This is a genomic window from Thermomonospora curvata DSM 43183 (assembly GCF_000024385.1).
GTDB classification, from domain to species: domain Bacteria; phylum Actinomycetota; class Actinomycetes; order Streptosporangiales; family Streptosporangiaceae; genus Thermomonospora; species Thermomonospora curvata.
Genome location: NC_013510.1, coordinates 875328 through 899911, shown reverse-complemented (window position 1 = coordinate 899911; position 24584 = coordinate 875328). Strand labels below are relative to the sequence as shown.

General features: G+C 70.9%; 19 protein-coding genes, 1 tRNA gene, 1 rRNA gene, 1 pseudogene and 1 riboswitch. Of the genes and pseudogenes, 6 read left to right on the top strand and 16 right to left on the bottom strand.

Annotated features, from left to right (window positions below; genetic code table 11):
- Window position 1 precedes the first annotated feature (1 nt).
- The 3 genes from TCUR_RS03955 to TCUR_RS28570 form a co-directional block, all read right to left on the bottom strand.
- Window positions 2-1532 (bottom strand): 16S ribosomal RNA (locus tag TCUR_RS03955).
- A gap of 642 nt (window positions 1533-2174) precedes the next feature.
- Window positions 2175-2522, bottom strand: a complete 348-nt coding sequence (locus TCUR_RS03950) for a hypothetical protein (protein WP_041439299.1) — start codon at window positions 2520-2522, stop codon at window positions 2175-2177.
- Between the two features lie 298 nt (window positions 2523-2820).
- The gene (locus TCUR_RS28570; RefSeq protein WP_012851181.1) at window positions 2821-3663 is read right to left on the bottom strand and encodes a VTC domain-containing protein; all 843 of its coding nucleotides are present in this window, start codon (window positions 3661-3663) and stop codon (window positions 2821-2823) included.
- Between TCUR_RS28570 and TCUR_RS28565 the strand changes: the two are divergent.
- Window positions 3557-4132, top strand: a pseudogene (locus TCUR_RS28565) (winged helix-turn-helix domain-containing protein); the annotation flags it as partial. The gene TCUR_RS28570 and the pseudogene TCUR_RS28565 sit on opposite strands and share 107 nt — an antisense overlap.
- A gap of 60 nt (window positions 4133-4192) precedes the next feature.
- On the opposite strand, the gene TCUR_RS03940 reads toward TCUR_RS28565, so the two are convergent.
- The 5 genes from TCUR_RS03940 to thrC form a co-directional block, all read right to left on the bottom strand.
- Window positions 4193-4816, bottom strand: a complete 624-nt coding sequence (locus TCUR_RS03940) for an LURP-one-related family protein (RefSeq protein WP_041439297.1) — start codon at window positions 4814-4816, stop codon at window positions 4193-4195.
- Between the two features lie 134 nt (window positions 4817-4950).
- Window positions 4951-6573 (bottom strand): chaperonin GroEL, encoded by a 1623-nt coding sequence (groL, locus tag TCUR_RS03935; RefSeq protein WP_012851179.1) that lies wholly within the window; start codon window positions 6571-6573, stop codon window positions 4951-4953.
- Window positions 6574-7221: 648 nt separating this feature from the next.
- On the bottom strand, window positions 7222-7422 hold the full coding sequence (locus tag TCUR_RS03930; protein WP_012851178.1) for a cold-shock protein: 201 nt from the start codon (window positions 7420-7422) through the stop codon (window positions 7222-7224).
- A 340-nt stretch (window positions 7423-7762) separates the two neighbouring features.
- Entirely contained in the window at window positions 7763-8041 is a 279-nt protein-coding gene (locus TCUR_RS03925; protein WP_012851177.1) for a MoaD/ThiS family protein, read from the bottom strand.
- 53 nt (window positions 8042-8094) lie between these two features.
- A complete protein-coding gene (gene thrC / locus TCUR_RS03920) occupies window positions 8095-9336 on the bottom strand; it encodes a threonine synthase (RefSeq protein WP_012851176.1) in 1242 nt (413 codons plus the stop codon).
- Window positions 9337-9351: 15 nt separating this feature from the next.
- A riboswitch (SAM riboswitch) is annotated at window positions 9352-9493 on the bottom strand.
- A gap of 395 nt (window positions 9494-9888) precedes the next feature.
- Here thrC and TCUR_RS03915 point away from each other — a divergent pair.
- The gene (locus TCUR_RS03915) at window positions 9889-11370 is read left to right on the top strand and encodes an alpha,alpha-trehalose-phosphate synthase (UDP-forming) (protein WP_012851175.1); all 1482 of its coding nucleotides are present in this window, start codon (window positions 9889-9891) and stop codon (window positions 11368-11370) included.
- Between the two features lie 7 nt (window positions 11371-11377).
- Here TCUR_RS03915 and TCUR_RS03910 read toward each other — a convergent pair whose 3' ends face one another.
- Both TCUR_RS03910 and TCUR_RS03905 read right to left on the bottom strand, forming a co-directional pair.
- Window positions 11378-12394: a sulfotransferase family protein gene (locus TCUR_RS03910; RefSeq protein ID WP_041439296.1), complete on the bottom strand. Its 1017-nt coding sequence runs from the start codon at window positions 12392-12394 to the stop codon at window positions 11378-11380.
- Window positions 12395-12509: 115 nt separating this feature from the next.
- The gene (locus TCUR_RS03905; protein ID WP_012851173.1) at window positions 12510-13061 is read right to left on the bottom strand and encodes an RNA polymerase sigma factor; all 552 of its coding nucleotides are present in this window, start codon (window positions 13059-13061) and stop codon (window positions 12510-12512) included.
- Window positions 13062-13187: 126 nt separating this feature from the next.
- Between TCUR_RS03905 and TCUR_RS28275 the strand changes: the two genes are divergently transcribed.
- Window positions 13188-15179: a serine/threonine-protein kinase gene (locus TCUR_RS28275; RefSeq protein ID WP_012851172.1), complete on the top strand. Its 1992-nt coding sequence runs from the start codon at window positions 13188-13190 to the stop codon at window positions 15177-15179.
- A 168-nt stretch (window positions 15180-15347) separates the two neighbouring features.
- Window positions 15348-15935: a PadR family transcriptional regulator gene (locus TCUR_RS03895; protein WP_012851171.1), complete on the top strand. Its 588-nt coding sequence runs from the start codon at window positions 15348-15350 to the stop codon at window positions 15933-15935.
- 21 nt (window positions 15936-15956) lie between these two features.
- On the opposite strand, the gene TCUR_RS24640 is transcribed toward TCUR_RS03895, so the two are convergent.
- The 3 genes from TCUR_RS24640 to TCUR_RS03880 form a co-directional block, all read right to left on the bottom strand.
- Complete coding sequence (locus TCUR_RS24640; RefSeq protein ID WP_012851170.1) at window positions 15957-18203, bottom strand: serine/threonine protein kinase; 2247 nt, start codon at window positions 18201-18203, stop codon at window positions 15957-15959.
- Between the two features lie 159 nt (window positions 18204-18362).
- Window positions 18363-19196 (bottom strand): trehalose-phosphatase, encoded by an 834-nt coding sequence (otsB, locus tag TCUR_RS03885; protein WP_012851169.1) that lies wholly within the window; start codon window positions 19194-19196, stop codon window positions 18363-18365.
- Between the two features lie 19 nt (window positions 19197-19215).
- Window positions 19216-19533, bottom strand: coding sequence for a DUF3263 domain-containing protein (locus TCUR_RS03880; protein WP_012851168.1), 318 nt, complete (start codon window positions 19531-19533; stop codon window positions 19216-19218).
- Window positions 19534-19701: 168 nt separating this feature from the next.
- Between TCUR_RS03880 and TCUR_RS03875 the strand changes: the two genes are divergently transcribed.
- Window positions 19702-20520, top strand: a complete 819-nt coding sequence (locus TCUR_RS03875; RefSeq protein WP_012851167.1) for an SAM hydrolase/SAM-dependent halogenase family protein — start codon at window positions 19702-19704, stop codon at window positions 20518-20520.
- Window positions 20521-20530: 10 nt separating this feature from the next.
- On the opposite strand, the gene TCUR_RS24635 is transcribed toward TCUR_RS03875, so the two are convergent.
- Window positions 20531-23011 (bottom strand): S8 family serine peptidase, encoded by a 2481-nt coding sequence (locus TCUR_RS24635; protein WP_148232919.1) that lies wholly within the window; start codon window positions 23009-23011, stop codon window positions 20531-20533.
- Between the two features lie 309 nt (window positions 23012-23320).
- On the bottom strand, window positions 23321-23788 hold the full coding sequence (locus TCUR_RS03865; protein WP_052305634.1) for a hypothetical protein: 468 nt from the start codon (window positions 23786-23788) through the stop codon (window positions 23321-23323).
- A 138-nt stretch (window positions 23789-23926) separates the two neighbouring features.
- Here TCUR_RS03865 and TCUR_RS03860 point away from each other — a divergent pair.
- Window positions 23927-24000, top strand: a tRNA-Thr gene (locus TCUR_RS03860).
- Between the two features lie 295 nt (window positions 24001-24295).
- Here the strand turns inward: TCUR_RS03860 and TCUR_RS26885 are convergent.
- Window positions 24296-24454, bottom strand: a complete 159-nt coding sequence (locus TCUR_RS26885) for a hypothetical protein (RefSeq protein ID WP_012851164.1) — start codon at window positions 24452-24454, stop codon at window positions 24296-24298.
- Between the last annotated feature and the right edge of the window lie 130 nt (window positions 24455-24584).

Below are 24584 nucleotides of genomic sequence, written 5' to 3'. Positions count from 1 at the left end.
GAAAGGAGGTGATCCAGCCGCACCTTCCGGTACGGCTACCTTGTTACGACTTCGTCCCAATCGCCAGCCCCACCTTCGACCGCTCCCCCCCTTACGGGTTAGGCCACGGGCTTCGGGTGTTGCCGACTTTCGTGACGTGACGGGCGGTGTGTACAAGGCCCGGGAACGTATTCACCGCAGCGTTGCTGATCTGCGATTACTAGCGACTCCGACTTCACGAAGTCGAGTTGCAGACTTCGATCCGAACTGAGACCGGCTTTTAGGGATTCGCTCCACCTCACGGTATCGCAGCCCTCTGTACCGGCCATTGTAGCATGTTTGCAGCCCAAGACATAAGGGGCATGATGACTTGACGTCGTCCCCACCTTCCTCCGAGTTGACCCCGGCGGTCTTCCATGAGTCCCCGGCATAACCCGCTGGCAACATGGAACGAGGGTTGCGCTCGTTGCGGGACTTAACCCAACATCTCACGACACGAGCTGACGACAGCCATGCACCACCTGTCACCCGCCCCCGAAGGGACCCTGCATCTCTGCAGGTTTTCGGGTGATGTCAAGCCTTGGTAAGGTTCTTCGCGTTGCGTCGAATTAAGCAACATGCTCCGCCGCTTGTGCGGGCCCCCGTCAATTCCTTTGAGTTTTAGCCTTGCGGCCGTACTCCCCAGGCGGGGCGCTTAATGCGTTAGCTACGGCGCGGAATCCGTGGAAGAACCCCACACCTAGCGCCCAACGTTTACGGCGTGGACTACCAGGGTATCTAATCCTGTTCGCTCCCCACGCTTTCGCTCCTCAGCGTCAGAACAGGCCCAGAGCACCGCCTTCGCCACCGGTGTTCCTCCCGATATCTGCGCATTTCACCGCTACACCGGGAATTCCATGCTCCCCTACCTGCCTCTAGCCTGCCCGTATCCACCGCAAACCCACGGTTAAGCCGTGGGCTTTCACGACAGACGCGACAAGCCGCCTACGAGCTCTTTACGCCCAATAATTCCGGACAACGCTCGCGCCCTACGTATTACCGCGGCTGCTGGCACGTAGTTAGCCGGCGCTTCTTCTGCACCTACCGTCCAAACTTCGTCGGTGCTGAAAGGGGTTTACAACCCGAAGGCCTTCATCCCCCACGCGGCGTCGCTGCGTCAGGCTTTCGCCCATTGCGCAAGATTCCCCACTGCTGCCTCCCGTAGGAGTCTGGGCCGTGTCTCAGTCCCAGTGTGGCCGGTCGCCCTCTCAGGCCGGCTACCCGTCGTCGCCTTGGTAGGCCGTCACCCCACCAACAAGCTGATAGGCCGCGAGCCCATCCCCGACCGAACCCCCAAAAAGAGGGAACTTTCCACCCCCCACCATGCGACAGAAGGTGAATATCCGGTATTAGACCCAGTTTCCCAGGCTTATCCCAGAGTCGAGGGCAGGTTACTCACGTGTTACTCACCCGTTCGCCGCTCGAGTACCCCCGAAGGGGCCTTTCCGCTCGACTTGCATGTGTTAAGCACGCCGCCAGCGTTCGTCCTGAGCCAGGATCAAACTCTCCACCAAAGGCCACACACCCACCCGGCACAAACACACCAGGTGAGCCAAACCTTCAGACGAGATCAAACGATCCCAACAACATCATCCTCTGACGAGGAACCACAACCCCCACCCACACCAGGCAGAGGCTGACACAAGGCACTGGCTTTTGACACACTGTTGAGTTCTCAAGAAACGGACACCCACCAGGCTCGGGATTCTTGCGAACCCCTTTTCCCGGGGCGACCAATTTCAGGTTATCAGATCCGTCCGGCGAGTCAAATTCGCCGACTTTTCTGATTCGCCTTTCCGGGCATGCCCGAAGACACGCTCTTCAAGGCGGTGGTCGCACATCGGATCGGCTTGGATCCAAGGACCCGGCCTCTCCGACCCACCATCGCTGCCCGGGCACGGCGAGCCATGCCCTGTCAGTCCGCTGGTGGTTCCCCTGGGCCGGCCGCCTGCTCGGCGTCCCGCTCCCCGTGGGGCGAAGAGAACGTTATGCCCCTGGCCGCCTTACGTCAAACCGACACACGCGGCCCGGGAGTCCCCCGTTGCCCTTCGTTCCCCCTGCGGGCTGTGGACTCCTCCTCCTTCCCAGGGCACCACCTGCGTAAACATCCCGACTGAGACCATCTGCGACGGGTCTTGCGGGAACCGGCCGGCCCGCTACGGCTGAGCCAGGGTTCCGCCGACGAAGACGACCCCCTCGGCGAGCGCCCACAGGGCGGCGGCGAAGGTCAGCGTCCCGACCAGCCGCCCGGGACGGCGCCGCACCGCGGGCAGCGCCCAGGCCAGCAGGACGGCGAGGGCCGCCGGGACGGCCACGAGCAGGGAGGCCAGCACGGCGGTGGCGAACCCGTCGGTGCAGCTCGGGTCGAGACGGCCGGAGATCTCACAGAACGCCTTCTCTCCCCAGCCGCCGACGGCGGTGAAGGCCCACAGCGCGGCGAGAGCGCAGTCAGCGATCATCGGGACGGCGGGCGAGACCCACCACCCGTCGATGTCTCCCGGCATGGCCCGCACATGAGGAACGTACCGCCGGCAGACGCTTCGGGAAAGGTTCTGAAGATCTTTCTGTTGCAAATCCGGTGGCGCGGCCCGATCCGGCGGGGGAGGCCACATCCCCCTCCAGCCTCTGCTCCCCGGAACCCAAGCGTGGGTACCTCACTGCCGAACCTTTTCCAACATGCCCTCCCCGCAGGTCGAGAGTAAGGATTTCCCACTCAGGGACGACGCTGTGACCTGGGACGTTGCAGCACCGGACACCAGCAGGGCTCCTGTCCCGGCTCCTTGGCCACGTTCTCGGAAAATCTCACCGTCCCGGCCCGGAGCACGACCTCATCATTGCCTGCAATGCCCCCTGCAGCCTGCGAAAATGAAATATCGCAAGGAACCATCGAGGTTTCCTCGTCGGGAAATCCCGTAGGGGCGGCAAAGAATCGACGAAACCTGGGCCAGAATTTCGGTGCTCCCGCCACCGTGGATGAGGATTCCCCGCTCCGGCCGCCGTTTCCGCTTCGTCCGAGAACACCGCGTCGCACAGCCGCTCAGCGCACGCGTTCGGAGGGCATGCGGTCCCAAGGGCCTCCCCGGTCCTGGCCGCCGAAATAGCGGCGCAGCACCGGGCGCCGGGGATTGGCCCGCGGGGATAGAGGACAGCCACGGCCAGGCGGTACTTGCCGATACTCACCGGATGAACCCCGAGGCTGCGGCAACAGCCGGTCCACCGGGGCGTCGGCGTGCCCGGTCTTCGACTCCACCGATACCCGGCGGGGTCCGCGGCCACCGACCGCCTCTTGCGGACGCAGGCGAGGCCGGCGTCGAAGATCACCCGGCTCGGCGTCGGGGTTGGCACGAACGTGGCGCGCAAACAGCCGGTGGTCGCCGTGGGGACCAGGACGTCCGGTGAGTTCATCCGGTACGCGGTGGGCAGGCCGTCCTCCAGGAAGCGCATGGCCTCGTCGGTGAGTCCCGCCCGATGAGCGGCGTCGTAGCGTATGCGCCGCTTGTCGGTGACTCCCCGGGCACCGGAAAGTTTCTGCTCCGGCATGCACCCCTCACTGTCCAGATACGTGCGGGTGCGGGTCCTGAAGCGACGTCTGCGGCCCTGCCGGTGCGGGAGGAAGCGAGACAAGCGCGGACCGGGGCTGGTCATCGTGGCGTCCATCGCCAAGGCGCACGGCGGGACGGCCTATGTGGACAACGTGTTGGAAGACGGCGCACGGTTCGTCCTGGACCCTGCCGTCGCGGCCGGCGTACGGAGGCGGCTGGCCGGAGGGGACCTTGGTTCTGCCGCCTGGTCCCTGGCCAGAGGGAACGAACGGGCGGACTGCCGAGGGCGCTGCTTCCTTTGGGCCGGATGCGGAGAGCGGCCGGGGCACCCCCGGGCAGGAGGACGATGCTCGAACCGGCGGGATCTGAGTTCGGATCCGCGGGCCCGGGTGGCCGCACGCACGGCCGATCCGACCGCCCGGGAGTTCGCCCTGGCCGAGATGTTCTGCCGGCATCCCGACCAGGTGCTGACCCGTGAGCAGCCGCTCAGTCACGTGCGGGGCTTCGACTTCGGCCCCGTCTCCGGCATCGTGGACGTCTGCATCCATTGCCCGCGGCGCAAGCTGGGCGCCTCCCCGCGTCGAGACCGTGCGCGGCGTGGGCTGCCGGCCGCGCCCACGGCCGGCGGCTTCTTAGAGGATGTCTTTGCTTTCGTGCAGGGTGAGGTCGAGGACGACCGGGAGGGTGAGGATGAGGGGGCGCAGCCTCTCGTCGATCCGGTTGGCCACGAAGTCGATCGTGTAGCGGTCGGCGTGGGTGAACAGCTCCGCCCGCAGCCCGGCCCACTTCTTGTCGACCTGGGCGACGTGCCGGTCGTCGGCGTCGGTCACGGCGAACTTCTTCAGCCCCAGGTCCCCGGTGGCCTTGCCGATCGTCTTCTCTTCGGCGTCGGTGAGGGTGTAGTGGCGGGTGGTCCGGGCGGCCTGGATGGTGCCGACCACCTCGCCTTCGAACATGGCGTCGCCTTGGGCGTCCAGGTTGGGGCGGCGGATGCGGGTGTAGCGGTTGGAGGCGTGTTTCTCGATGATGAGCAGGGGTTTTTCGGCGGCGTCGCGCAGCAGCAGCGTCCGGGCGCCGGCCAGGACGCTGCCGGGCAGGGCGGCCCGCACGGCCGTGAGCTTGGTCCGTTCGCTGGTCTCCAGCGCCGAGGCGACCTTGGTGCCCTGAGGGTCGAAGTAGTCGTACTGGTTGCGGGTGGCGATCACTTTGCGTGGCTGTTCCACCCGCAGCGAGGGGAGGTTGAACAGTTCCGTCACATTCCGCAGTATGGCCAATTCTCGCCGTCTTGTGTGCCCGCCCGTGGACTCGCCGGCCGGGCCCGGACGGCGAAGGGCGGCCCCGGGAGTCCGGGGCCGCCCTCGTGTGTCGCCGTGCTATGCGATGGGCGGGATCAGAAGTCCATGTCGCCGCCGCCCGGCGCGGCCGGGGCCTTCTCCTTCTCCGGCTTCTCGGCGATGACCGCCTCGGTGGTCAGGAACAGCGCCGCGATGGAGGCGGCGTTCTGCAGGGCCGAGCGGGTCACCTTGGCCGGGTCGATGATGCCCTTTTCGAACATGTCCACGTACTCGCCGGTGGCCGCGTCCAGACCCTGGCCCGGAGGCAGGTTGCGGACCTTCTCGACCACCACGCCGCCCTCCAGGCCGGCGTTCACGGCGATCTGCTTGATCGGCTCCTCCAGAGCGCGCTTGACGATCGCCGCACCGGTGGCCTCGTCGCCGGTCAGCTCCAGCTTGTCGAAGGCCTTGGCGCTGGCCTGCAGCAGGGCCACGCCACCGCCGGGGACGATGCCCTCCTCCACGGCGGCCTGGGCGTTGCGGACGGCGTCCTCGATGCGGTGCTTGCGCTCCTTCAGCTCCACCTCGGTGGCCGCACCGGCCCGGATCACCGCCACGCCACCGCGCAGCTTGGCCAGCCGCTCCTGCAGCTTCTCCCGGTCGTAGTCGGAGTCGGTGTTCTCGATCTCGGTGCGGATCTGGTTGATCCGGCCCTCGATCTCGGCGGCGTCACCGGCGCCGTCCACGATGGTGGTCTCGTCCTTGGTCACCACGACCTTGCGGGCCTTGCCCAGCATGTCGAGGGTGGTGTTCTCCACCTTCAGGCCGATCTCCTCGGAGATGACCTGGCCGCCGGTCAGGGTGGCGATGTCGCCCAGCATGGCCTTGCGGCGGTCACCGAAGCCGGGGGCCTTGACCGCGATGGACTTGAAGATGCCGCGGATCTTGTTGACCACCAGGGTGGCCAGGGCCTCGCCCTCGACGTCCTCGGCGATGATCAGCAGCGGCTTGCCGGCCTGCATCACGGCCTCCAGGACCGGCAGCAGGTCCTTGTTGGCCGAGACCTTGCCCTGGACGATCAGGATGTAGGGGTCGTCGAGGACGGCCTCCATCCGCTCGGGGTCGGTGACGAAGTAGGGCGAGATGTAGCCCTTGTCGAAGCGCATACCCTCGGTCAGCTCCAGCTCCAGACCGAAGGTGTTGCTCTCCTCAACGGTGATCACACCGTCCTTGGTCACCTTGTCCATCGCCTCGGCGATGATCTCCCCGATCCGGGTGTCACCGGCCGAGATCGAGGCGGTCGAAGCGATCTGCTCCTTGGTCTCCACATCCTTGGCCAGCTTGGACAGCTCCTCGCTGACCCGCTCCACCGCCGCCTCGATACCGCGCTTGAGCGCCATCGGGTTCGCCCCGGCGGCCACGTTCCGCAGACCCTCACGCACCAGCGCCTGCGCCAGCACGGTGGCCGTGGTGGTGCCGTCACCGGCCACATCGTCGGTCTTCTTGGCGACCTCCTTGACCAGCTCGGCGCCGATCTTCTCCCAGGGGTCCTCCAGCTCGATCTCCTTGGCGATCGACACGCCGTCGTTGGTGATCGTGGGAGCGCCCCACTTCTTCTCCAGCACCACGTTGCGGCCCTTGGGACCCAGCGTCACCTTGACCGCGTCGGCAAGCTGGTTCATCCCGCGCTCAAGACCCCGGCGGGCCTCCTCGTCGAACGCGATCATCTTTGCAGCCATAGGCTCCAGTCCTCCCGGAACGAGGTGGCTATCACGGATCGAGCCGACGCCCGCGACGGACGACCCACCCGACGGCACCCCTTCAGCCGCCGGAGTGAGGCCTCATCGCCCCGACCCCTAGACTGTGGGATTGTCACTCTCCACAGTAGAGTGCCAACCGTTTTTTAGCACTCTACCCTGCCGAGTGCAAGCGATGGACCCGCCTCCGACGAAGTGTTCACCAGCCCGTCGGCACCCGCTCTGACCTGCGAAAACATCGCCGATCCCGGACCTGGCCGAGCGCCGGGCCGCCGGGGCGGGCGGCGCGTCGCGGGCTCTCGTCCATGATCGTCGAGAGGGCGCCTGCGAGCCGAAGTCCGTGCTGCGAAGTTCTGCCCCGCTCGCGGCCTTTCAATCACCGGTCTTTTTCAGGCGCATGGTCCAAGGTGCCGGGGACGGGAGACCGGGGTGTCCGCCGCCGGCTGCGACGTCCCCGTCTGGGTCTGTGAAGCCGGCGTGTTGAACGCAGCCGCCCGGAGCATCCGGCGGGAGACCGGCGTCGATGCCTCGGCCGGCTCGCGGCCCGTCCGTCCGCATCGTCTGGACGGGCCTTGGGTCACGAAGGGAAGCCGAGGAGGGAGGCGGCCGGCGGCCGGGCGATGCCCGCGCTCACAGAGTGCGGACCGATTCGGCCTGCGGGCCGCGCTCGCTGTGGGCGATCTCGAATTCGACGCGTTGACCCTGCTCAAGGGTGCGGTAGCCGTCCATGAGGATCGCGGAGTAGTGGACGAAGACGTCCCTGCCGCCGTCGACCGCGATGAAGCCGTAGCCCTTTTCGGCGTTGAACCACTTGACGGTGCCTTGCGCCATGCCAACCCTGTCGCCGCGCCCGCGGCCGCTGCGGGACGCGGGGGTCTTTCTCCGGTCCCGCCCCTGTCACCGCGGAACCGGGGTGATGATTCGGGAGCGACCCTATCGACGTGACACCGGTTGTGGGAGGCTGTGGGACGGCCGGTTATGGTCACCGGGAATATTACGCAGTCGCAGGGGCGGCGGACGGGGAAACGAAAATCCCGCCGGAACAATCCCGAACATCCCCTGATCGGCCGTAGCGCCCGCCCCGTCCGATAAGAACCGAAAAGTCGGTCAAGAGGGGTGGGGAGAAACAAAAGAGCGGGATGCCCGAGCGGGCATCCCGCATGATGCCGGGTCAGCCTCCGGCGACGGCCGGGATGATGGAGACCAGGGTGCCGTCGGGGGTGGCGGTGTCCAGGCCGTCGGCGAATCGGACGTCCTCGTCGCCGACATAGACGTTGACGAAACGGCGGATCTTGCCGTTGTCGTCCAGGACGCGGGCGGCGATTCCGCTGTAGTTGGCGTCGAGGTCGGCGATGACCTCCCGCAGGGTGGCGCCGGTGGCCTTGACCTCGGCCTCGCCGCCGGTGTAGGTGCGCAGGATCGTCGGAATGCGTACGGAAACCGTGCTCATGGGCGTCTTTCCACTCGAAAGTTCGGGACTGCGGTGACCGGACCGGGGAGGGCTCAGGCCAGGCCGGAGGCGCGGAAGTCCTCCAGGGTGGGGGCGATCTCGGCGGACGGGCGGGCCACCGGCGCCACGGCGTCCAGGGTCTTCAGCCCGTCGCCGGAGTTGATGATGACGGTCTCGGCCTCGGGGTCCAGCGCCCCGGAGGCGATGAGTTTGCGCAGGCAGGCCACGGTGACGCCGCCGGCGGTCTCGGCGAAGATCCCCTCGGTGGCGGCCAGCAGCCGGATGCCTTCGACGACCTCGGGGTCGGAGACGTCCTCGACCGCGCCGCCGGTGCGGCGCACCACGTCCAGGACGTACGGGCCGTCGGCGGGGTTGCCGATGGCCAGCGACTTGGCGATGGTGTCGGGCTTGACCGGGCGGACCACGTCGTGGCCGGCCTTGAAGGCGGCGGCGACCGGGGAGCAGCCGGTGGCCTGGGCGCCGAAGACCTTGTACGGCTTGTCCTCCACCAGGCCCAGCTTGATGAACTCCTGGAAGGCCTTGTCGATCTTGGTGAGCTGGGAGCCGGAGGCCACCGGGATCACGATCTGGTCCGGCAGCCGCCAGCCGAGCTGCTCGGCGATCTCATACCCCAGCGTCTTGGAGCCCTCGGCGTAGTAGGGGCGGACGTTGACGTTGACGAACGCCCAGTCCTCCTGCTCGCCGGCGATCTCCGAGGCCAGGCGGTTGACGTCGTCGTAGTTGCCGCGGACGGTGACGAAGGTGCCGCCGTAGACCGCGGTGGTGATGATCTTCTGCTGCTCCAGGTCGGCGGGCACGAACACGGCGCTGCGGATGCCGGCGCGGGCCGCGGCGGCGGCCACCGCGTTGGCCAGGTTGCCGGTGGACGGGCAGGCCAGCACCTTGAAGCCCAGTTCACGGGCGGCGGCCAGGGCGACCGCCACCACCCGGTCCTTGAAGGAGTGGGTGGGGTTGCCGCTGTCGTCCTTGACCCACAGCTTCTGCATGCCCAGCGACTCGGCCAGGTGGTCGGCGCGCACCAGGCGGGTGAAGCCGGGCTCGGTGTTGGGGGTGCTCTCCACGTTCGCCGGGACGGGCAGCAGGCCGCGGTAGCGCCAGATGTTGCGCGGGCCGGATTCGATGGACTCCCGGGTGACGCCGGCGAAGTCGTAGGCGATCTCCAGCGGGCCGAAACACTGCTCGCAGGCGTAGCGGGGACCGAGTTCGTAGGATTGTCCGCACTCGCGGCAGGTCAAGGACGTGGCAGGTCCGAGATCGGCAGCATCAAGTGCCATGGAGCGAGGCCTTTCTCCTCATCTGTCCCGCGCCACCTTGGTCGCGGGCCGGAATTGGCACCCTGTCCCGGCCGGCCTCGCAGGTCGCGAGAGCGTCAGCACCGGGAGGGTTGCCGGGGCTTCACAGGGCCGGTCCCTCCACCCCTCTGGATGAGCGTTCTTCAGTTGCGTATTCAGTTATGTCTCCACTGAGTGGACACGCAGCGTGACTGCCACCCTACCGGAATCCCGAGATTCCTCTCGTTCCCCGAAGGTTCAGTGGAGTTCCGTGCGGGACTTTACCCGATTTGCCCACATCTGAGACACCAGCGTCTCAGTTAGTGAGATGTTCCCACCGGGACGCAGAGATGAGTCGGGACGGTTCGAAAACACCGCACCGGCCGCGCACACACCGCCCGAAAAGCCCTCTTGATGATCATTAACGCCCGAACCGGGCGGCCTTATGGCCCCGGTGTGACACTCGCCACGTCCCCCGTTGTGAGCCCCGCCGGAAGCAGGACATACAGGGGCCGTACAGAAGAGGTTTTACGCAGACATGTCAAACTGCCGAACATGAACGACTCACAGGGCGGGGTCACCGACGGTCAGGTCCTGGTGGCCTCGAACCGGGGCCCGGTGTCCTTTTCGCTGTCTGAGGACGGCGCGCTGACGATGCGCCGCGGCGGTGGCGGCCTGGTCTCCGGACTGGCCGCGGTGGCCGCCAAGAGCGGCCCCCACGGAGAAGGCGGACCGGAGATCGTCTGGGTGTGCGCCGCCCTGTCGGACGCCGACCGGCTGGCGGCCCGGCAGGCCCCCGACGGACGGCTCGACAAGGCCGGGCACGACACCGGCGGGGCCAGCGTGCGGATGCTCGGCATCCCGGCGGCCACCTTCCAGCGCGCCTACAACGGAGTGGCCAACTCCACGCTGTGGTTCGTCCACCACATGCTCTACGACACCCCCAACGCGCCGCACTTCGACGCCCGCGCCCGGCGCGACTGGCAGTCGTATGAGGCCTACAACGCGGCGTTCGCCGACGCGCTCGCCCGGGACGCCGCGCACGGGGCCAAGACCGCCATCCAGGACTACCACCTGGCGCTGGCGCCCCGGATGCTGCGCGAGCGCCGTCCCGACCTGAAGATCGCCCACTTCTCGCACACGCCCTGGGCGCCGCCGGAGTACTACCGGATGCTGCCCGACGACATCGGCGTGCAGGTGCTGGAGGGCATCCTGGGCGCCGACCACGCCGGTTTCCTGGCCGAGCGCTGGGCGGCGGCGTTCCTGGACTGCTGCGAGGCGCTGCTGCACGCCAAGGTCGACCGGGCCGCCCGCACCGTCTCCTACCGGGGGCACCTGACCCGGATCGGCGTGCACGGCCTGGGAGTGGACGGCGCCGAGCTGATCGAGCGCGCCCGCCGGGAGGACGTGCGGGCCCGCGAGCAGGCGCTGCGGGAGCAGGTGGGCGACCGGCAGCTGATCGTGCGGATCGACCGCACCGAGCTGTCGAAGAACATCGTGCGGGGCCTGGCGGCCTACCGCGAGCTGCTGACCAACCATCCGGAGTGGCGGGGGCGGGTGGTGCACCTGGCCTTCGCCTACCCGTCGCGGCACGACCTGCCGGAGTACCGGCGCTACACCGAGCAGGTGCGAAAGCTGGCCGACCAGATCGTGGAGGAGTTCGCCACCCCCACCTGGCAGCCGCTGATCCTGCAGGTCAACGACGACTATCCGCGGTCGCTGGCGGCCTACCGGATGGCCGATGTGCTTTTGGTCAACCCGATCCGGGACGGCATGAACCTGGTGGCCAAGGAAGGCCCGGTGCTGTCGCGCAACGGCTGCGCGCTGGTGCTGTCGCGGGAGGCCGGCGCCGCCGCCGATCTGGGCGAGGACGCGCTGCTGATCAACCCGTTCGATGTGTCGCAGACCGCCGAGACGCTGCACCGGGCGCTGCTGATGTCGCCGCGCGAGCGCGCCGAGCGCTGCCGCCGCCTGGCCGCCGCGGCGACGGCGCTGCCGCCCCAGCGCTGGTTCGCCGACCAGCTGGCCGCCCTGTAGCCGCCGCTCAGGCGGTGGCGCGTTCGCTGTCGCCGGAGCGGTTGAGGCGGCATTCGACCGGGCCGGGCTCGTTGCGGCGCGCCAGGCGGTCGCGCAGGGCGCGCCGGCGCTGGGTGGTCTTGCGGCGGACGGCCACGCGGGCCAGGCGCAGCATGTGGGTCATGGACGGGCGTTCACTGCCGCTCACCTCATAGCCGTAGGCGCGCAGCCGCGAGCCCAGGGCCTTTTCGGCCAGGGCGATCTCCCAGGGCTCCAGGCGGTGCGCCCAGGAGCCGACCCGGCCGGTGGTGATGTCGCTCTGGGTGCGTTCATGCCACCTTTTGTTGGGCGGCACGGTCAGCTTGGCGATCTCCTGGGGGCGGGTCATGCGGGGGTCGAAGTCCTCGCCGAGGAACTTGCACAGCTTGGCCAGCTCGCCGGCGGGGTCGGCGACCAGGTGCTCGTACTGCAGCTCGTAGTAGGTGTCGGGGCCGAGCTTGCGGGCGTAGCGGCGGCCGTAGTCGATCGCCTCCCGCCAGGCGCAGATGGCGTGGTAGGAGCCGAGGTTGTACCAGGGCATCTCCTTGAGGGAGGCCACGCAGTCCCGGCCGTCGCGGATCAGGTGGATGAACTGGGCGTCCGGCCACATGCGGCGCAGCACGTCCACGTGCTTGAAGTAGCTGGGCCGCTTGTCGCCCCAGCGGGGCTTGCCGAAGCGGCGGGCGTAGGCGCGGAACACGATGCCCAGCGCCGAGCCCAGGGTCGGGGGGCCGGCGACGATCTCCTCGATGACCTCATCGGGGTCCAGGCCCAGGTCGTGGAACTTGGTCTCCCGGCGCCTGACGATCCACTCCGCCAACGCGCGGCGATTGTCCGGCACGTGCAGGTCCCCGAAGCGGTGCCGGGAGGCGTAGGCCTGCAGCAGGAACCGGGTCTCGGCCGGGATGGCGATCCGCTCGTGGGAGTGCAGCATCAGCTGCAGCAGAGTCGTCCCCGACCGTGGGCATCCGATGACGAAGATGGGCCGATCAGATTGCGAAGCCATGCGCTTCATGCTGCGCCAGCTTGGGCATGAGCCGCCGCTGGCCTGCTGTCACGATGGCCGACCCATTACCGAGTCTTGACCCGGGGGCGAGGCGCCCGCCGCGGGTGCCGCGCGGTCAGGTGTAGGACTCCCCGAGGGTCTGGCGGACCTGCTTGCGGGCCTCGTGGATGCGGGATTTCACGGTGCCCAGGGGCAGGCCGAGCTGCTCGGCGATCTCGGAGTACTCCAGCTGGGAGATGTCCCGCAGCACCAGCGCCTGGATCAGGTCGGGCTTGCGGGCCTCCAGCTCCTCCATCGCGTCCAGGATGTCCACCCGGGAGCCGGCGATGACGCTGGTGCGGCGCGGGTCGGGACGCTGCTGCGGCAGCTCGCCGGCCTGTTCCAGGGAACGGCGCTTGAGCGAGCGGTAGGTGGAACGCGCCGAGTTGGCCACCACCACATGCAGCCAGGTGCTGAACTTCGAGCGCCCCTCGAAACGGTGGATGTTGCGCGCCACCTGCAGCAGCGCGTCCTGGCAGGCCTCCTCGGCGTCCTGGCGACAGGGCAGGAACCGGGCGCTTTGCCGCAGCACCTCCGGTTCGATCCTGCGCAGCAGTTCGTTGAGTGCGTTCTGGTCGCCACGGGCTGCCTGAGCGGCCAGTTCCTCGGTCCGTTCGTCAAAAGCCATGGCCGCCTCTGTCTTCGTGCCGGTCGGGTCCCGGGCCGCCGCCTGCGGCGCCTTCCCCGATGCGGACCATTTCTTTGCCTCCGGCCTGTGTCCCCGTGTCCCCCGTTTGTTGGGCATGATACGTGGGTGTCCATACCGTCTTCAGTCGGCCGTTACCGAATCGATCGCGTCCTGGGGTCCGGGGCGTTCGCCTCAGTGTGGCTGGGGCACGACGACGCGCTGGCCGTCCCTGTAGCGATCAAGGTACTGTCCGGAAGCCTGCTGGACGATCTGGACGTGCGCAACCGTTTCCTGGAGGAGGCCCGCATCCTGCGCAGGGCCGACTCCGAACGGCTGGTCAGGGTGCACGACATCGGGGAGCTGCCGGACGGCCGCCCCTATTTCGTGATGTCGTACGCCGACCGCGGCACGCTGGCCGATCGCATGCGCGGTGGGCTGCTGCCGGTCCCCACGGCCCTGGCGTTCGCCGAGGAGATCGCCCGCGGGGTGCAGGTCATCAACCAGCTGGGAGTGATCCACCGCGACCTCAAGCCGTCCAACGTGCTGTTTCAGTCCACTCCGGACGGCGGGGAGAAGCTGCTGATCGCCGATCTGGGGCTGGCCAAGGCCATCGCGCACGCCTCCGGGGCGTTCACGCTGCCGGTGGGAACGCCCGGTTACATGTCTCCTGAGCAGGCCCGTTTCGGCGGCGGGCTGGACGTGCGGGCCGATGTGTACGGGCTGGGCGCGCTCACCTACCACATGCTGACCGGCAAAGCGCCGGGTCCGGCGCCGGTAAAAACTCGGCCTAGCGAGCTGCGCGCGGAGCTTACCCCGGAGTTCGACCGTGTGATCCTGCGCGCTATGGAAGTCGACCGGGAGAAGAGATGGCCCACGGCGGAGGCGTTCGCGCAGGCGCTGGTGGCGCTGCGGTCCTCGGTGGAGGCCGAGTCCACGGGCGGAGGGCGTCCACCGGCGGAGGCGGCGCCCGCCGGGTCTGAGGCCGCCGCACCGCCCGCCGAGGGCGGACGGGCGCGGCCGGAACCGGCCACCGCGCCGGATGTGCCCTTCGCGGAGCCTGCGCAGGCGCGGCCGGAGCCGGCCGGCGGCGAAGACGCCGCGGGTTCCCCGGGCGAAAGGCCCATGCCGTCCGGCCTGGAGCAGACGGTGGTGGACAACCCGGGCCTGTTCGACGCGGCCGGGCAGGCTCGTCCGCCCGCCGGAGACATCGGCCAAGAGCGCACGGTGGCGATGTCCCGCGAGCAGTTCCCCGCCCGCCCGCACGGTGGAACGCCCGAGGTTCCCTTCGGGCCCGCCCGAACCTCCGGCGGGCCGGGCCGTCCCGGCGACGACGGCGCCACGGCGGTGCTGCCGCCGCCTCCGCAGGGAGGCGGCGCTCCGGGCGGGTTCCAAGGTCCTCCCCCGGCTCCGCCTCCCGGCCCCGGCGGGCCCTGGGGTCCCGGCGGTCCGGGCGGTTCGACGGCCGCCCCCCGCCCGTCGGCGGGCGAGGCGGAGCAAAAGCGGCGCAGGCAGCTGCTCGCGCTGTCGATCGGCGCCGGGCTGGTGGTCATCGTGATCGTCGGCGGGCTGCTGCTGAACGCCATCGGCTCCGGCGGCGGCGCCAAGCCCGCCCCCTCCCCCACGCCGCCGAAGGACTTCGTGGCGGTCAGCGACGCCTCCGGCAAGATCCGCGCCTTCGTGCCCAAGGCCTGGCCCAAGCTGGCCGAGCCGACGACCTGGCAGCCCTCGTCGGTGGGCCTGTCGGGCGACACCCAAAGCAGGCCGGTGCTGCGCGCCACCTCGGGGAGCTTCCAGCAGTTCCTGGACAGCACCGCCAAGACTCCCGGCGTCTTCATCGGGCTGACCACCGACGTCGGCGAGGGCAGGCTGCCGCCGCCCGGGGTCTCCGAGCACGACCAGTGCACCAAGGGGCAGCCGGAGAGGTACACCACCCCCGACCAGAGCCTCAGCGGGACGATCATCCGCTACACCGGCTGCAGCACCGGCACCCCGTCCATCACCGAGGTCGGCCTGGTCGACCGGACGGGCAAGTTCGGGGTCTGGATCCGGGTGAAGGAGATCGACGACCGCAAGGTCACCAACGACATCCTCAACAGCCTCAGGCTGGCCGCTCCTTAAAGCGGCTCGCCGACCGCGCCGCGGCCGTCCGCACGTTCCGCCGGACGGCCGCGGCGGCGTATTCGGGGCCCGAACCCTTCCCGGCCGCGAACGGTTGCCTCGTGACTCGTAAGCGATATATCGTCAATACATCGCGACAGTACGGACATGTGTGGAGAGGAGAACACGATGCACCGCATGTTCGCCGGCATGACCCCCGAGGAGGCGCGGATCCGCCTGCGCCGGGGCGCCTTCGGCCCCTGGGGAGCGCCGTTCGGCCCGCCGGGTCCCGATCTTTGGGGCGGCCCCCACGGCCGCCGGCACGGCCGCCGCATGAAACGCGGCAACGTCCGGGCCGCGCTGCTGGCGCTGCTGGCCGAGCGCCCCATGCACGGCTACGAGATGATCCAGGAGCTGGAGAACCGGACCTCGGGGGCCTGGCGGCCCAGCCCCGGCTCGGTCTACCCCAACCTGCAGATGCTGGAGGACGAGGGCCTGGTCACCAGCCGGGAGGAGGGCGGCAAGCGGCTGTTCTCACTGACCGACACCGGCCGGCGGGAGGCCGCCCGGCACGGCGACGCGCCCTGGCGGGAGTTCGCCGAGCAGCCCGACGAGGGCGTGCTGCACACCCGTGAGGAGGTCGGCCGGCTCCTGAACGCCCTGCAGCAGGTGATGGCCGCCGGCAGCACCGAGCAGCGGAGCCGGGCGCTGGAGCTCATCGCCGACACCCGCCGCAAGCTCTACGGCATCCTCGCCGACGACCCCGCGGCCGAATGAGCGCCCCCGCGGCGGGCGGCGTCAGCGGGGAAACGGCACCTCCTGGGCGAGGGCGCTGGTCATGTACATCTGCTTCCAGACATAAAGCCCCAGCTCCCCGGCTCCCGGGTCCCGCCGCAGCGGCACGTCCAAGGTCACCCTGACCACATAGGAGGCGCCGGGCGGCATGTACTGGCCCCCCTGCGCACCGCTCACCGGGGCGCCGCCCGCCAGCCGGAACATCACATGGGGCTTGGCCGGAGGAGTGCACATGTCCTCGGGCACGCCGTTGTGCCACATGCACAGCCCGCGCGACCGCTCCGGCAGCAGGTCGCGCTTGATGAACAGGTCCACGGCGTACAGGTCGAGCGGCACCGGCTTGTTCATCAGGTTGCTGATCAGGTACTCGGCGTAGACGTACGCCGCCCCCTCCTCGTCCTTTGACGGTCCCCCGGTCGGGGCGGCCCCCGGGCTCACGCCGCTGCCGATCGCCGCCAGCCGGTAGCGCTGCCCGTCGATGGTGGAGATCTCCACGGGCGGGCCGGTGTGCGGAGCCGCCTGGGCCTGCGTCGGCGCCTCCGCCGAGCCGCCCACCAGCCCGCTCTTCCAGGCCACGAGCGCCCCGCCGGCCAGCACGACGACGGCCACCAGCCCGGCCAGCAGGCCGTTGCGCCGGCCCGTCCGCCGCGGTGCGTCCCGCCGCCCGGAGGCCCGCCCCCGGATCGTGACCTGGATCCCGCTGGTCTCGTGCACCCGCATCCTCGCGCCGCCGCTGGTGGCGGCGGAGGCCACCAGCCGATCTTCAGGAACCGACAGCCGGGGGCCCGGTGCCGATCCCGCGGTTCGGGAAGCGGGTTCTGCCGCGCCCGCGGCGTTCGCCCGCGGGGCATATCCGGCGGGATCGGTCACGCGGTCAGCGGACGCGGGCTCCCCGGCCCCCGCCGCATGGCCGGGCGCCGAACCCGCAGGGTCCGCCTGAGAGGCATACCCCACGGGACCTCCCGCACGGTCAGCGGACGCGGGCTCCCCGGCCCCCGCCGCATGGCCGGGCGCCGGGCCCGCAGGGTCCGCCTGAGAGGCATACCCCACGGGACCTCCCGCACGGTCAGCGGAGGCGGGCTCCTCGGGCCCCGCCGGGCGGTCGGGCATCGCCGGGGCCGCGGACGCCGCATGATCGGTCCCGGAAGAACCCGCGGGGTTCGTCCGGTGGGCGGGCTGCGGGGGCGTCACCGGGTCCGTGTGCGGACGGCCGGGAGCGGCCGGCGGAGCAGCGGGCCGCCCGGGTCCCTCCGGCCCGCCGGCGGCGGGAGCGGGGGAGCGTCTCGAGACCGTGGAGTACTTGGGCGTCCGGGGTTTGGCGGAGGGCGCCGGGGCCACCGCGGGCATGGGGCCGCTGTCCCTCCGGTGCGGCTCGGGGGTGCCGGCAGGGTTCTCCGCAGGCGGCGCCGCGTCGGCCGGTGCGTCCCGGCCGGGGTGCTGCAGCCAGGCGGCCACTTCCGCCGCGGACGGCCGTCGCCGCGGGTCCTTGGCCAGACAGCGCAGGACGATCTTCTGCAGATATTCCGGGAGCGCCCGCAAGTCGGGCTGGTGGTGCAGGACGCGGGTCGCCGTGGCCGGATCGTCGTCCGGGCCGAAGGGGGGACGCCCGCCGGCGGCGAAGACCATGGTGGCCGCCCAGGCGAACACGTCCGAGGCGAAGGTCGCCTCCGCGCCGCCGAGCCGTTCGGGGGCCTGGAAGGCCGGCCCCCTCTCCCGGCCGCCCGCCACCGCGCCGAGGGCGAAGTCCACCAGGCGCGGGCCGTCCTGGCCGAGCACGACCAGGTCCGGGCCGAAGGCGCCGTGCACCAGCCCGGCGCGGTGCACGGCGGCCAGGCCCTGGATCGTCCCGTTCGCCAGGCGGTGCAGGGAGGAGCCGGTGCGCGGGCCGTGGCGCTCGACCACCTGCCGCAGGGTCGGCCCGGCGACGTGCTCGCTGACCACGTAGGGGGGCTCGGCTTCCAGGTCGGCGGCCAGGACCCGGGCCGTCCAGGGGGAGTCGACCCGCCGCGCGGCCGGAATCTGCCGAAGCGCCGCGGCCTGCCGCGCCACGGCCGGCGCCCGGGTGGCCGTGGCGCCGCCCGGGCGCCCGCCGAGGAGATCGGCGGAGAGCGTGCGGACCACCACCGGTTCGCCGGAGGGTCCCTCGCCGAGGTAGGAGACGCCCCGCTCGTCGGCTTCCCGGCGTCCGGTCAGGCGGAATCCCCCCAGAAACTCGGGGTCCTCCGGCCTCAGCGGTGCTGCCTCACGCATGATCGCTCTCCGCTCCGGTGCCCTTTCGTAATCCGCCCTAGTTTGTCGCAATTTGCCAGAGATGAAATAGGCGGCCGGAACAAAACAGCGATGGGGACGCCCTTCAGCCGGGCACACAAGATGAGATGTTCTCGCGTTTCTTTCGGTCGGTTCCCCCGCTCACGCCAGCGCGGCGGCCAGCCTGCCGAGCAGGTCCACCACGCCGGCGGGCCCGTCCACGACCAGGTCGGCGCGCTCGGCCAGCGCGGTGACCTCGGTGGAGCCGCTGCAGATCTTGACGCCGGGCACGCCGCGGGCGCGCAGCTCCTCCACCGCCGCGTAGGCCGCCAGGTCCCCCAGGTCGTCCCCGGCGTACAGGACGGCGGAGGGAAAGCCCGGCCGGGCGCGTTCGTCCAGGAAGTTGCGCAACGCCACGCCCTTGTCCACGCCGGGCGGGCGCAGCTCGAGCACGAACCGGCCCGGCTCCACCCGCAGCCCGGTACGCTCGGCCAGCGCGTGCAGCGGGTCGCGCAACCGGTCGAGGGCGGCCTGCGGCTCGGCACAGCGGCGGGTGTGCACGGCCAGCGCATGGCCCTTGTCCTCCACGTGGGTGCCCTCGGGCGCGCCCGCCTCGGCCAGCAGCCGGGGAAGCTCGGCGCGCACCTGCGCCACCCCCGGCGGCGGCTCGGGCGTGGTCAGCTTTCCGTCCTCCCAGCGCTCCAGCCCGTACTGGCCCAGCACCACCACGCCGTGCAGGTCGGCCAGCCCGCCGTAGTCGACCGCGACGGCGGCGGGCCGGCCGGTGATGATCACGATCGCGCCCACCAGGGGGGCCAGGCGGCTCAGCGCGGCGGCCGCGCCGGGATGGGCGCGGGCCTGCGCGGGGTCCTCGACGATGGGCGCCAGCGTTCCGTCGAAATCCAGGCCCAGGACGGCATCGCCGGGCGCTTTGCGCAATGCGGCCAGGCCGTCGTTGCCGGCGTCCGTCAGGGCGTTGAGTGAAGGTGCGCTCACTCCTCCAGTGTCGGACAGGTCAGGTTCGGATGCCCAGCCGGCGTGCGGCGCGCTGCCGCTGCCGCTGGGCGCGCATCCGGCGCAGGCGCTTGACCAGCATGGGGTCGTGCTCCAGCGCCTCGGGACGGTCGATCAGGATGTTGAGCAGCTGGTAGTAGCGGGTGGCCGAGATGCCGAGCTCTTCGCGGATGGCCTGCTCCTTGGCGCCGGCGTACCGCCACCACTGCCGTTCGAAGGCCAAGATTTTGCGGTCGCGTTCCGACAGCAGGCCGGCCGGGAACGCCACGTCGTCCACCAGGTCGTCGTTGCCGGGTCTTGGGGCTGAACCGTCGTCCATGGGAGCCCTCCTGAGCGAGAAGCCCGCGGGCGCGCGGCCGCGCGGATCGTTCCCCTCTGTGGTCGCTGATCCCCGGTCGTCCGGGTTCGGGCGGGGCCTCATGCTAGCGGCCCGAGCCGACGCGCACCGGCTGTTCCCGGCGAACCGGGCGACGTACGCTGTGGGCGTGTGGCGGGTTACCGGTATCTGACATTCCTCACCGACTACGGCCTGGAGGACGGGTTCGTCGCGGCGTGCCACGGCGTGGCGGCCCGCATCCGGCCCGGCGTCCGCATCATCGACATCACGCACCTGGTGCCGCCGGGCGACGTGCGGCGCGGGGCGATCGTGCTCGCCCAGACCATCCCCTACCTGCCGCCCGGGGTGCACGTGGCGGTGGTGGACCCGGGGGTGGGCACCGCGCGGCGGGGCGTGGCCGTGGCCGCCGGGGAGCACGTGTTCGTGGGCCCCGACAACGGACTGCTGTCCTGGGCGGTGCGGGAGGCGGCCGGCGACGGGCCGGTGCGCGCCCACGAGCTGACCAACGAGGAGCTGTGGCTGCACCCGGTCTCGGCCACCTTCCACGGGCGGGACATCTTCATGCCGGTGGCGGCGCACCTGGCGGGCGGGACCGCGCTGGAGGAGGTGGGCCGGCCCCTGCCGCCGGAAGACCTGATGCTGCTGCCGCCACCGGTGCGGCGCATCCGGGACGGCGCGGCCGAGGGCGAGGTGCTCACCGTGGACCGCTTCGGGAACGTCCAGCTGTCGGTGACCGCCGCCGACCTGGAACAGGTGGGCGTCCGGGCGGGTGAGCCGATGCTGCTGTCGCTGAGCAGGCGCCGCCTGACGGTGCCCTACCGGCGGACGTTCGGCTCGGTGACGCCCGGGGAGCTGGTCGCCTACGCGGACTCGGCGGGGTGCATAGCGCTGGCGGTCAACACCGGGAACGCCGCGCAGCGCCTGGGGCTGCCGCCGGGAGCACGGGTGCGCATCGCCCCGGCGCCCTGACCGCCGGCGGTCACCACCACGACGGCCGCCGCTCCCCGTCCTCTGACGAGCGCCAAGGGTCGTCGCCCTCGCCGGGGTCGGCGGCCCGTGGGGGCACCTTCGGCAACGTGCTGGTCGCCGCCTCCTCCAACGGGACCGGCGCGTCGGAGGCCGACGCGGAGACCACCGGCAGCGCACTGGTGGCCGCCTCCTCCAAGGGGACCGGCGCGTCGGCCTCCGTCAGGGAGACGGCCGGCAGCGCGCTGGTCGGCTCGTCCTCCAGCGGGACCGGCCGGCCGGCGGACAGCAGATCGGCGGCCGAGGGGGAGACGGTCGGCAGCGCGCCGGTGGGCTCCTCCTCCGGCGGGACCGGCCTGCCGGTGGAGTCGTCATCGTCCGGCGGCAGCCAGGACAGGTGCTGCGGGTCCACCTTGGGGATCGGGGCGGTGCGCGAGCCCGGATCTCCTTGGGGGAGGTCCGCCGGGGCGGCCGGCCGCTCTTCAGGGTCCGGGCTATCCGGCCGGACGGAACGAGCGGAGGGCTTCTCCTCCCACGGCGCCGACGCGGCGGAGTTCTCCCGGAAGGAGCCGGTGGTCTCCGCGCGGGGAGTGCGCGAGGCGGGTCCGGCGTCGGCGTCCGAAGCGGCGGGCTCTTCGGGCCGGTTGCGCCAGTCCTCCCAGGCGAACGAGGCGGACGGATCGCCGTTGCCGGACCTGGTGCCGAACCGGCCGCTGAAACCGGTGCTCAACGGGTCCTCGTCCAGGGCGGCGAAGGACGCGCCCCGACCGGGCGGCTCGGGCGGCAGGCCCGTGCCGAAGGGCGGGGAGTCGCCGGAGGCGGCCGGCTGCGTCCGCTCGCCGCTCGGAGAGAACGGATGAAGGTCGTCCAGGTCCGGGGAGTGCCGGCCGCCGTTGCCGGACGGCCCGGTCGCCGGGTGGGGGTCCTGCGCGGACGAGCGGGTGAGGGAGCCCGCAGCGGCGCCCGTCTCCTCCGCCGGGGACGACGCCGGCGCGGGGGTCGCCCACGGCGGCTCGGCGGGCGCGCCAAAGGTGCCGTGCCCGCCGTCCCGGCCCGGCCGCTCCGGCTCCAGGGCGAAACGACCGGGGCGAGGGGACCCGGCGGCCAAGGGCTCGGCCGGCCGCGCCGGGGCGTCCGGCGGGGCCGCGCCCGCGACGGCCATCGCCGGTTCCCGGGACGGCTCGGCGCCGCTCTCCTCCGGGCGGCGCCGCTGCCGCCAGCCGAGCACCACCCCGACCACGACCAGCAGCGCGCCGCCGCCGAGGATGCTCCACAGCACGACCCCGGGCTCCTCGGCCGATGCCGGCTCGGCGGCGGGAGCCGGGGTGGAGGTGGCGTCGCCCGTGGGGGCCGGGGTGGCGCCGTGCGCCGTCTTGTTGATCTGGTGGGCGGCGTAGACGGCGCGCACCGCGTCCAGCGACCTGGCGCACACGCCCGTGCCGGCGCGCGGGATGGAGCCGCGGATCAGCGCCTGGCGGACCTGTTCGGGGGTCAGCTGCGGGTAGCGGGAGCGGATCAGCGCGGCCACGCCCGCGACGATGGCCGACGACGGGCTGGTGCCGGTGCCCAGCACGTACCGGTTGCCGGGGGCGGTGCTGATGATGTCCACGCCGGGCGCGCACACCGACACATAGGAGTTGCGGTTGGTCTCCGGCCAGGTCTGCAGCCGCCGGTCCACCGCCCCGACCGCGATCACGCCGGGGTAGGCGGCGGGGAAGTTCTTGCGGTTGGCGCCGGTCCCATCGTTGCCGGCCGAGGCGATCAGCACGACGCCCTTGGAGAGGGCGTATTTGATCGCCGCCTCCTCGCTGGAGCTGCCGTTGTAGTAGGACCGGCCGCCGCCCAGCGACATGTTGATGATGTCGGCGCCCTGGTCCACCGCGTACCTGATGCCCCGGGCGACGGCGTCGCGGTTGCGGCCGTCCAGTGCGCCGCTGCGCCGCAGCGGATCGTCGTTCTCCCAGGTCACCCGGATGGACAGGATCTTGGCCTGGGGGGCGATGCCCATGATCCCGGCCGATGCGGCCGGGCCGTTGCCGTGCCCGGCGATGATGCCGGCCATCGCGGTGCCGTGCCCGCCCCAGTACCTGCCTCCGGGACGGCGGGTGCGGCCGGTGTAGTCGGGGCCGTTGGTGACCTGGCCGATCAGGTCCCGGTGCCGGCCGTCCACTCCGGTGTCGAGCACCGCGACGGTGACGCCCTCGCCCTTGCCCCAGCGCCAGGCCTTGGGGACGCGCAGCGCGTTCAGGTACCACTGCCGCCCGCGGACCTGGTCGGTGGCGGCGGCGGCCTGCATCGCGCCCACGGCGGGCGGCTCGCTGCGCCCGGGCCGGGCCGCGGGGGAGGCGTCGGATTCCCGCAGCATCACCACGGGGACGACCGCGGCCGCGATCAGCGTCACGAAGGCCAGCGTGGCGGTGACCCTGGTCAGCACGACCGTGAACCGCCCGCCCGGCCCGCCGAGGTCCTCCCGATGGGGAGGCTCGTCCGGCACGGGTCGGTGTCGGCCGTCGGCTGACACGGCACCACCCTCCTCCCGGCCCGCACTGCCGTGATCGACGTGCGGACGGCTCACTTCTGCGTCGCACGGACCGCGACGGTGGACATCGAGCCCCGGGCCGGCCGAGACCAGCGCGCCCCCGTGGCATCTCCTGGGGCGGCCAACATTGTGCCATGCGGCCCTTGATCGACTCGGGCGCTCAGGCACATCAGAGACGACCGTGGGACATCGAGCCACCAATGTGTTCTTGGGCACCTTACGACCGCAGGGGCCCGCTCCGACACCCCGAAGGCGCTTGTAACGCTACTTACACGTACTGTAAGGGCGGTCGCAGTAGATGATCCGTCCGGAAAGCTCGGGCCGCACGGCCTCGACGAAGGCGTCCGGACCGGTGACCAGCCACCCGTCTCCGACCAGGATCGCAAACGGCGCCCGGTCGCCGGTGGCCGCCTGGGCCGCGCCGGTCTTCCAGACGGCCAGCACCGAGCGCAAGGTCAGCCCCAGCTTCGGGTCGAGGATCTGGGCCGCCACATACCGGTCCCGGTAGCGGCATTCGACCCGGTTCCGCTCGTCCTTGCACTCGGTCGCGCCGTGCTTTCGCAGCACCGCGGCGATCTCCCCGACCGGCCCGGTGGCGCTGGCCTCCGGACGCACGGTGCCGCGGTCGCCGGTCCCCTCGCCGCCGTCCAGGAGCACGGCGACGATCCCCACGGTGGCGGCGACCGTGCCCACGGCCGCCCCTGACAAGGCGAGCAAAGACTTGACCTTCACCCGCCCCAGCATGCCCTACCGTCCAGTAAGCCCCGTCCGTATCACCACGTGACTCAGGCCACGTGAGCGATCATCCTCGGAATCCGGGCGGCCAACCGCCGGCCGGCAGCGGTATTGTGGCCACCGGCACATGCGCCCGCCCCTGTAGCTCAGCTGGCCAGAGCAGCCGCCTTGTAAGCGGCAGGTCGCCGGTTCGAACCCGGCCGGGGGCTCTCAGCCTCTGTGACGTGCAAGGAGCCGTCTTCGGCCATGTGACGGGCCGCCCGCTACTGAACCTTTTTCAGCATGTGGCCCAAGGCGCCGTGGACGAGGGCTCGAAGGTGTCCGGTACTGCGGCTTTCCAGGTCACGGCATTGCCCCTGACTGCGATGTCCCCGTCTCGGCCTGCGGAAACGGCGTGTTGAAAAGGTCCGGCGCCTCCTGCGCCATGGTCATCCCCGCTCATGGACGCCCCTGTCCGCAGAGATGGCCAGAACCCCGCCTCCCAAAGCCCCGGGAACCGGGCGATCAGTGGGACAGCGACGCCTTCAGCACGACGACGATCAGGACCGCCGGCAGATTGATCAGTCCCGACAGCATCACGGTCCCGGCTGTGCGCCCATCCGGCGCGCCGCTGCCATGCTCCAGCCCACTGGCCTGCGTCGCTTCGCCCTTCGCCGTCGACACGGCGGGCCGCCCGGTGTCCAGGGGCTGCCGCTCCGGCGAGCAAGGCGCATCCGCAGACGACGTTCTGTCGAGAAAGCAGCGGGGCAGCGGAAATTCCGGAGGACTCGCACGGCGAACAAAGTGCACGTGT

What these genes read in the sequence shown, in the direction of transcription:
- TCUR_RS03895 (WP_012851171.1), top strand. Translation starts at nt 15,348, where the DNA reads ATGCACCGCATGTTCGCCGGCATGACCCCCGAGGAGGCGCGGATCCGC.
- TCUR_RS03905 (WP_012851173.1), bottom strand. Translation starts at nt 13,061, where the DNA reads ATGGCTTTTGACGAACGGACCGAGGAACTGGCCGCTCAGGCAGCCCGT.
- TCUR_RS03925 (WP_012851177.1), bottom strand. Translation starts at nt 8,041, where the DNA reads ATGAGCACGGTTTCCGTACGCATTCCGACGATCCTGCGCACCTACACC.
- TCUR_RS03880 (WP_012851168.1), bottom strand. Translation starts at nt 19,533, where the DNA reads ATGGACGACGGTTCAGCCCCAAGACCCGGCAACGACGACCTGGTGGAC.
- TCUR_RS03910 (WP_041439296.1), bottom strand. Translation starts at nt 12,394, where the DNA reads ATGGCTTCGCAATCTGATCGGCCCATCTTCGTCATCGGATGCCCACGG.
- TCUR_RS03930 (WP_012851178.1), bottom strand. Translation starts at nt 7,422, where the DNA reads ATGGCGCAAGGCACCGTCAAGTGGTTCAACGCCGAAAAGGGCTACGGC.
- TCUR_RS03950 (WP_041439299.1), bottom strand. Translation starts at nt 2,522, where the DNA reads ATGCCGGGAGACATCGACGGGTGGTGGGTCTCGCCCGCCGTCCCGATG.
- TCUR_RS24640 (WP_012851170.1), bottom strand. Translation starts at nt 18,203, where the DNA reads ATGCGTGAGGCAGCACCGCTGAGGCCGGAGGACCCCGAGTTTCTGGGG.
- groL (WP_012851179.1), bottom strand. Translation starts at nt 6,573, where the DNA reads ATGGCTGCAAAGATGATCGCGTTCGACGAGGAGGCCCGCCGGGGTCTT.
- TCUR_RS28570 (WP_012851181.1), bottom strand. Translation starts at nt 3,663, where the DNA reads ATGACCAGCCCCGGTCCGCGCTTGTCTCGCTTCCTCCCGCACCGGCAG.
- thrC (WP_012851176.1), bottom strand. Translation starts at nt 9,336, where the DNA reads ATGGCACTTGATGCTGCCGATCTCGGACCTGCCACGTCCTTGACCTGC.
- TCUR_RS03915 (WP_012851175.1), top strand. Translation starts at nt 9,889, where the DNA reads ATGAACGACTCACAGGGCGGGGTCACCGACGGTCAGGTCCTGGTGGCC.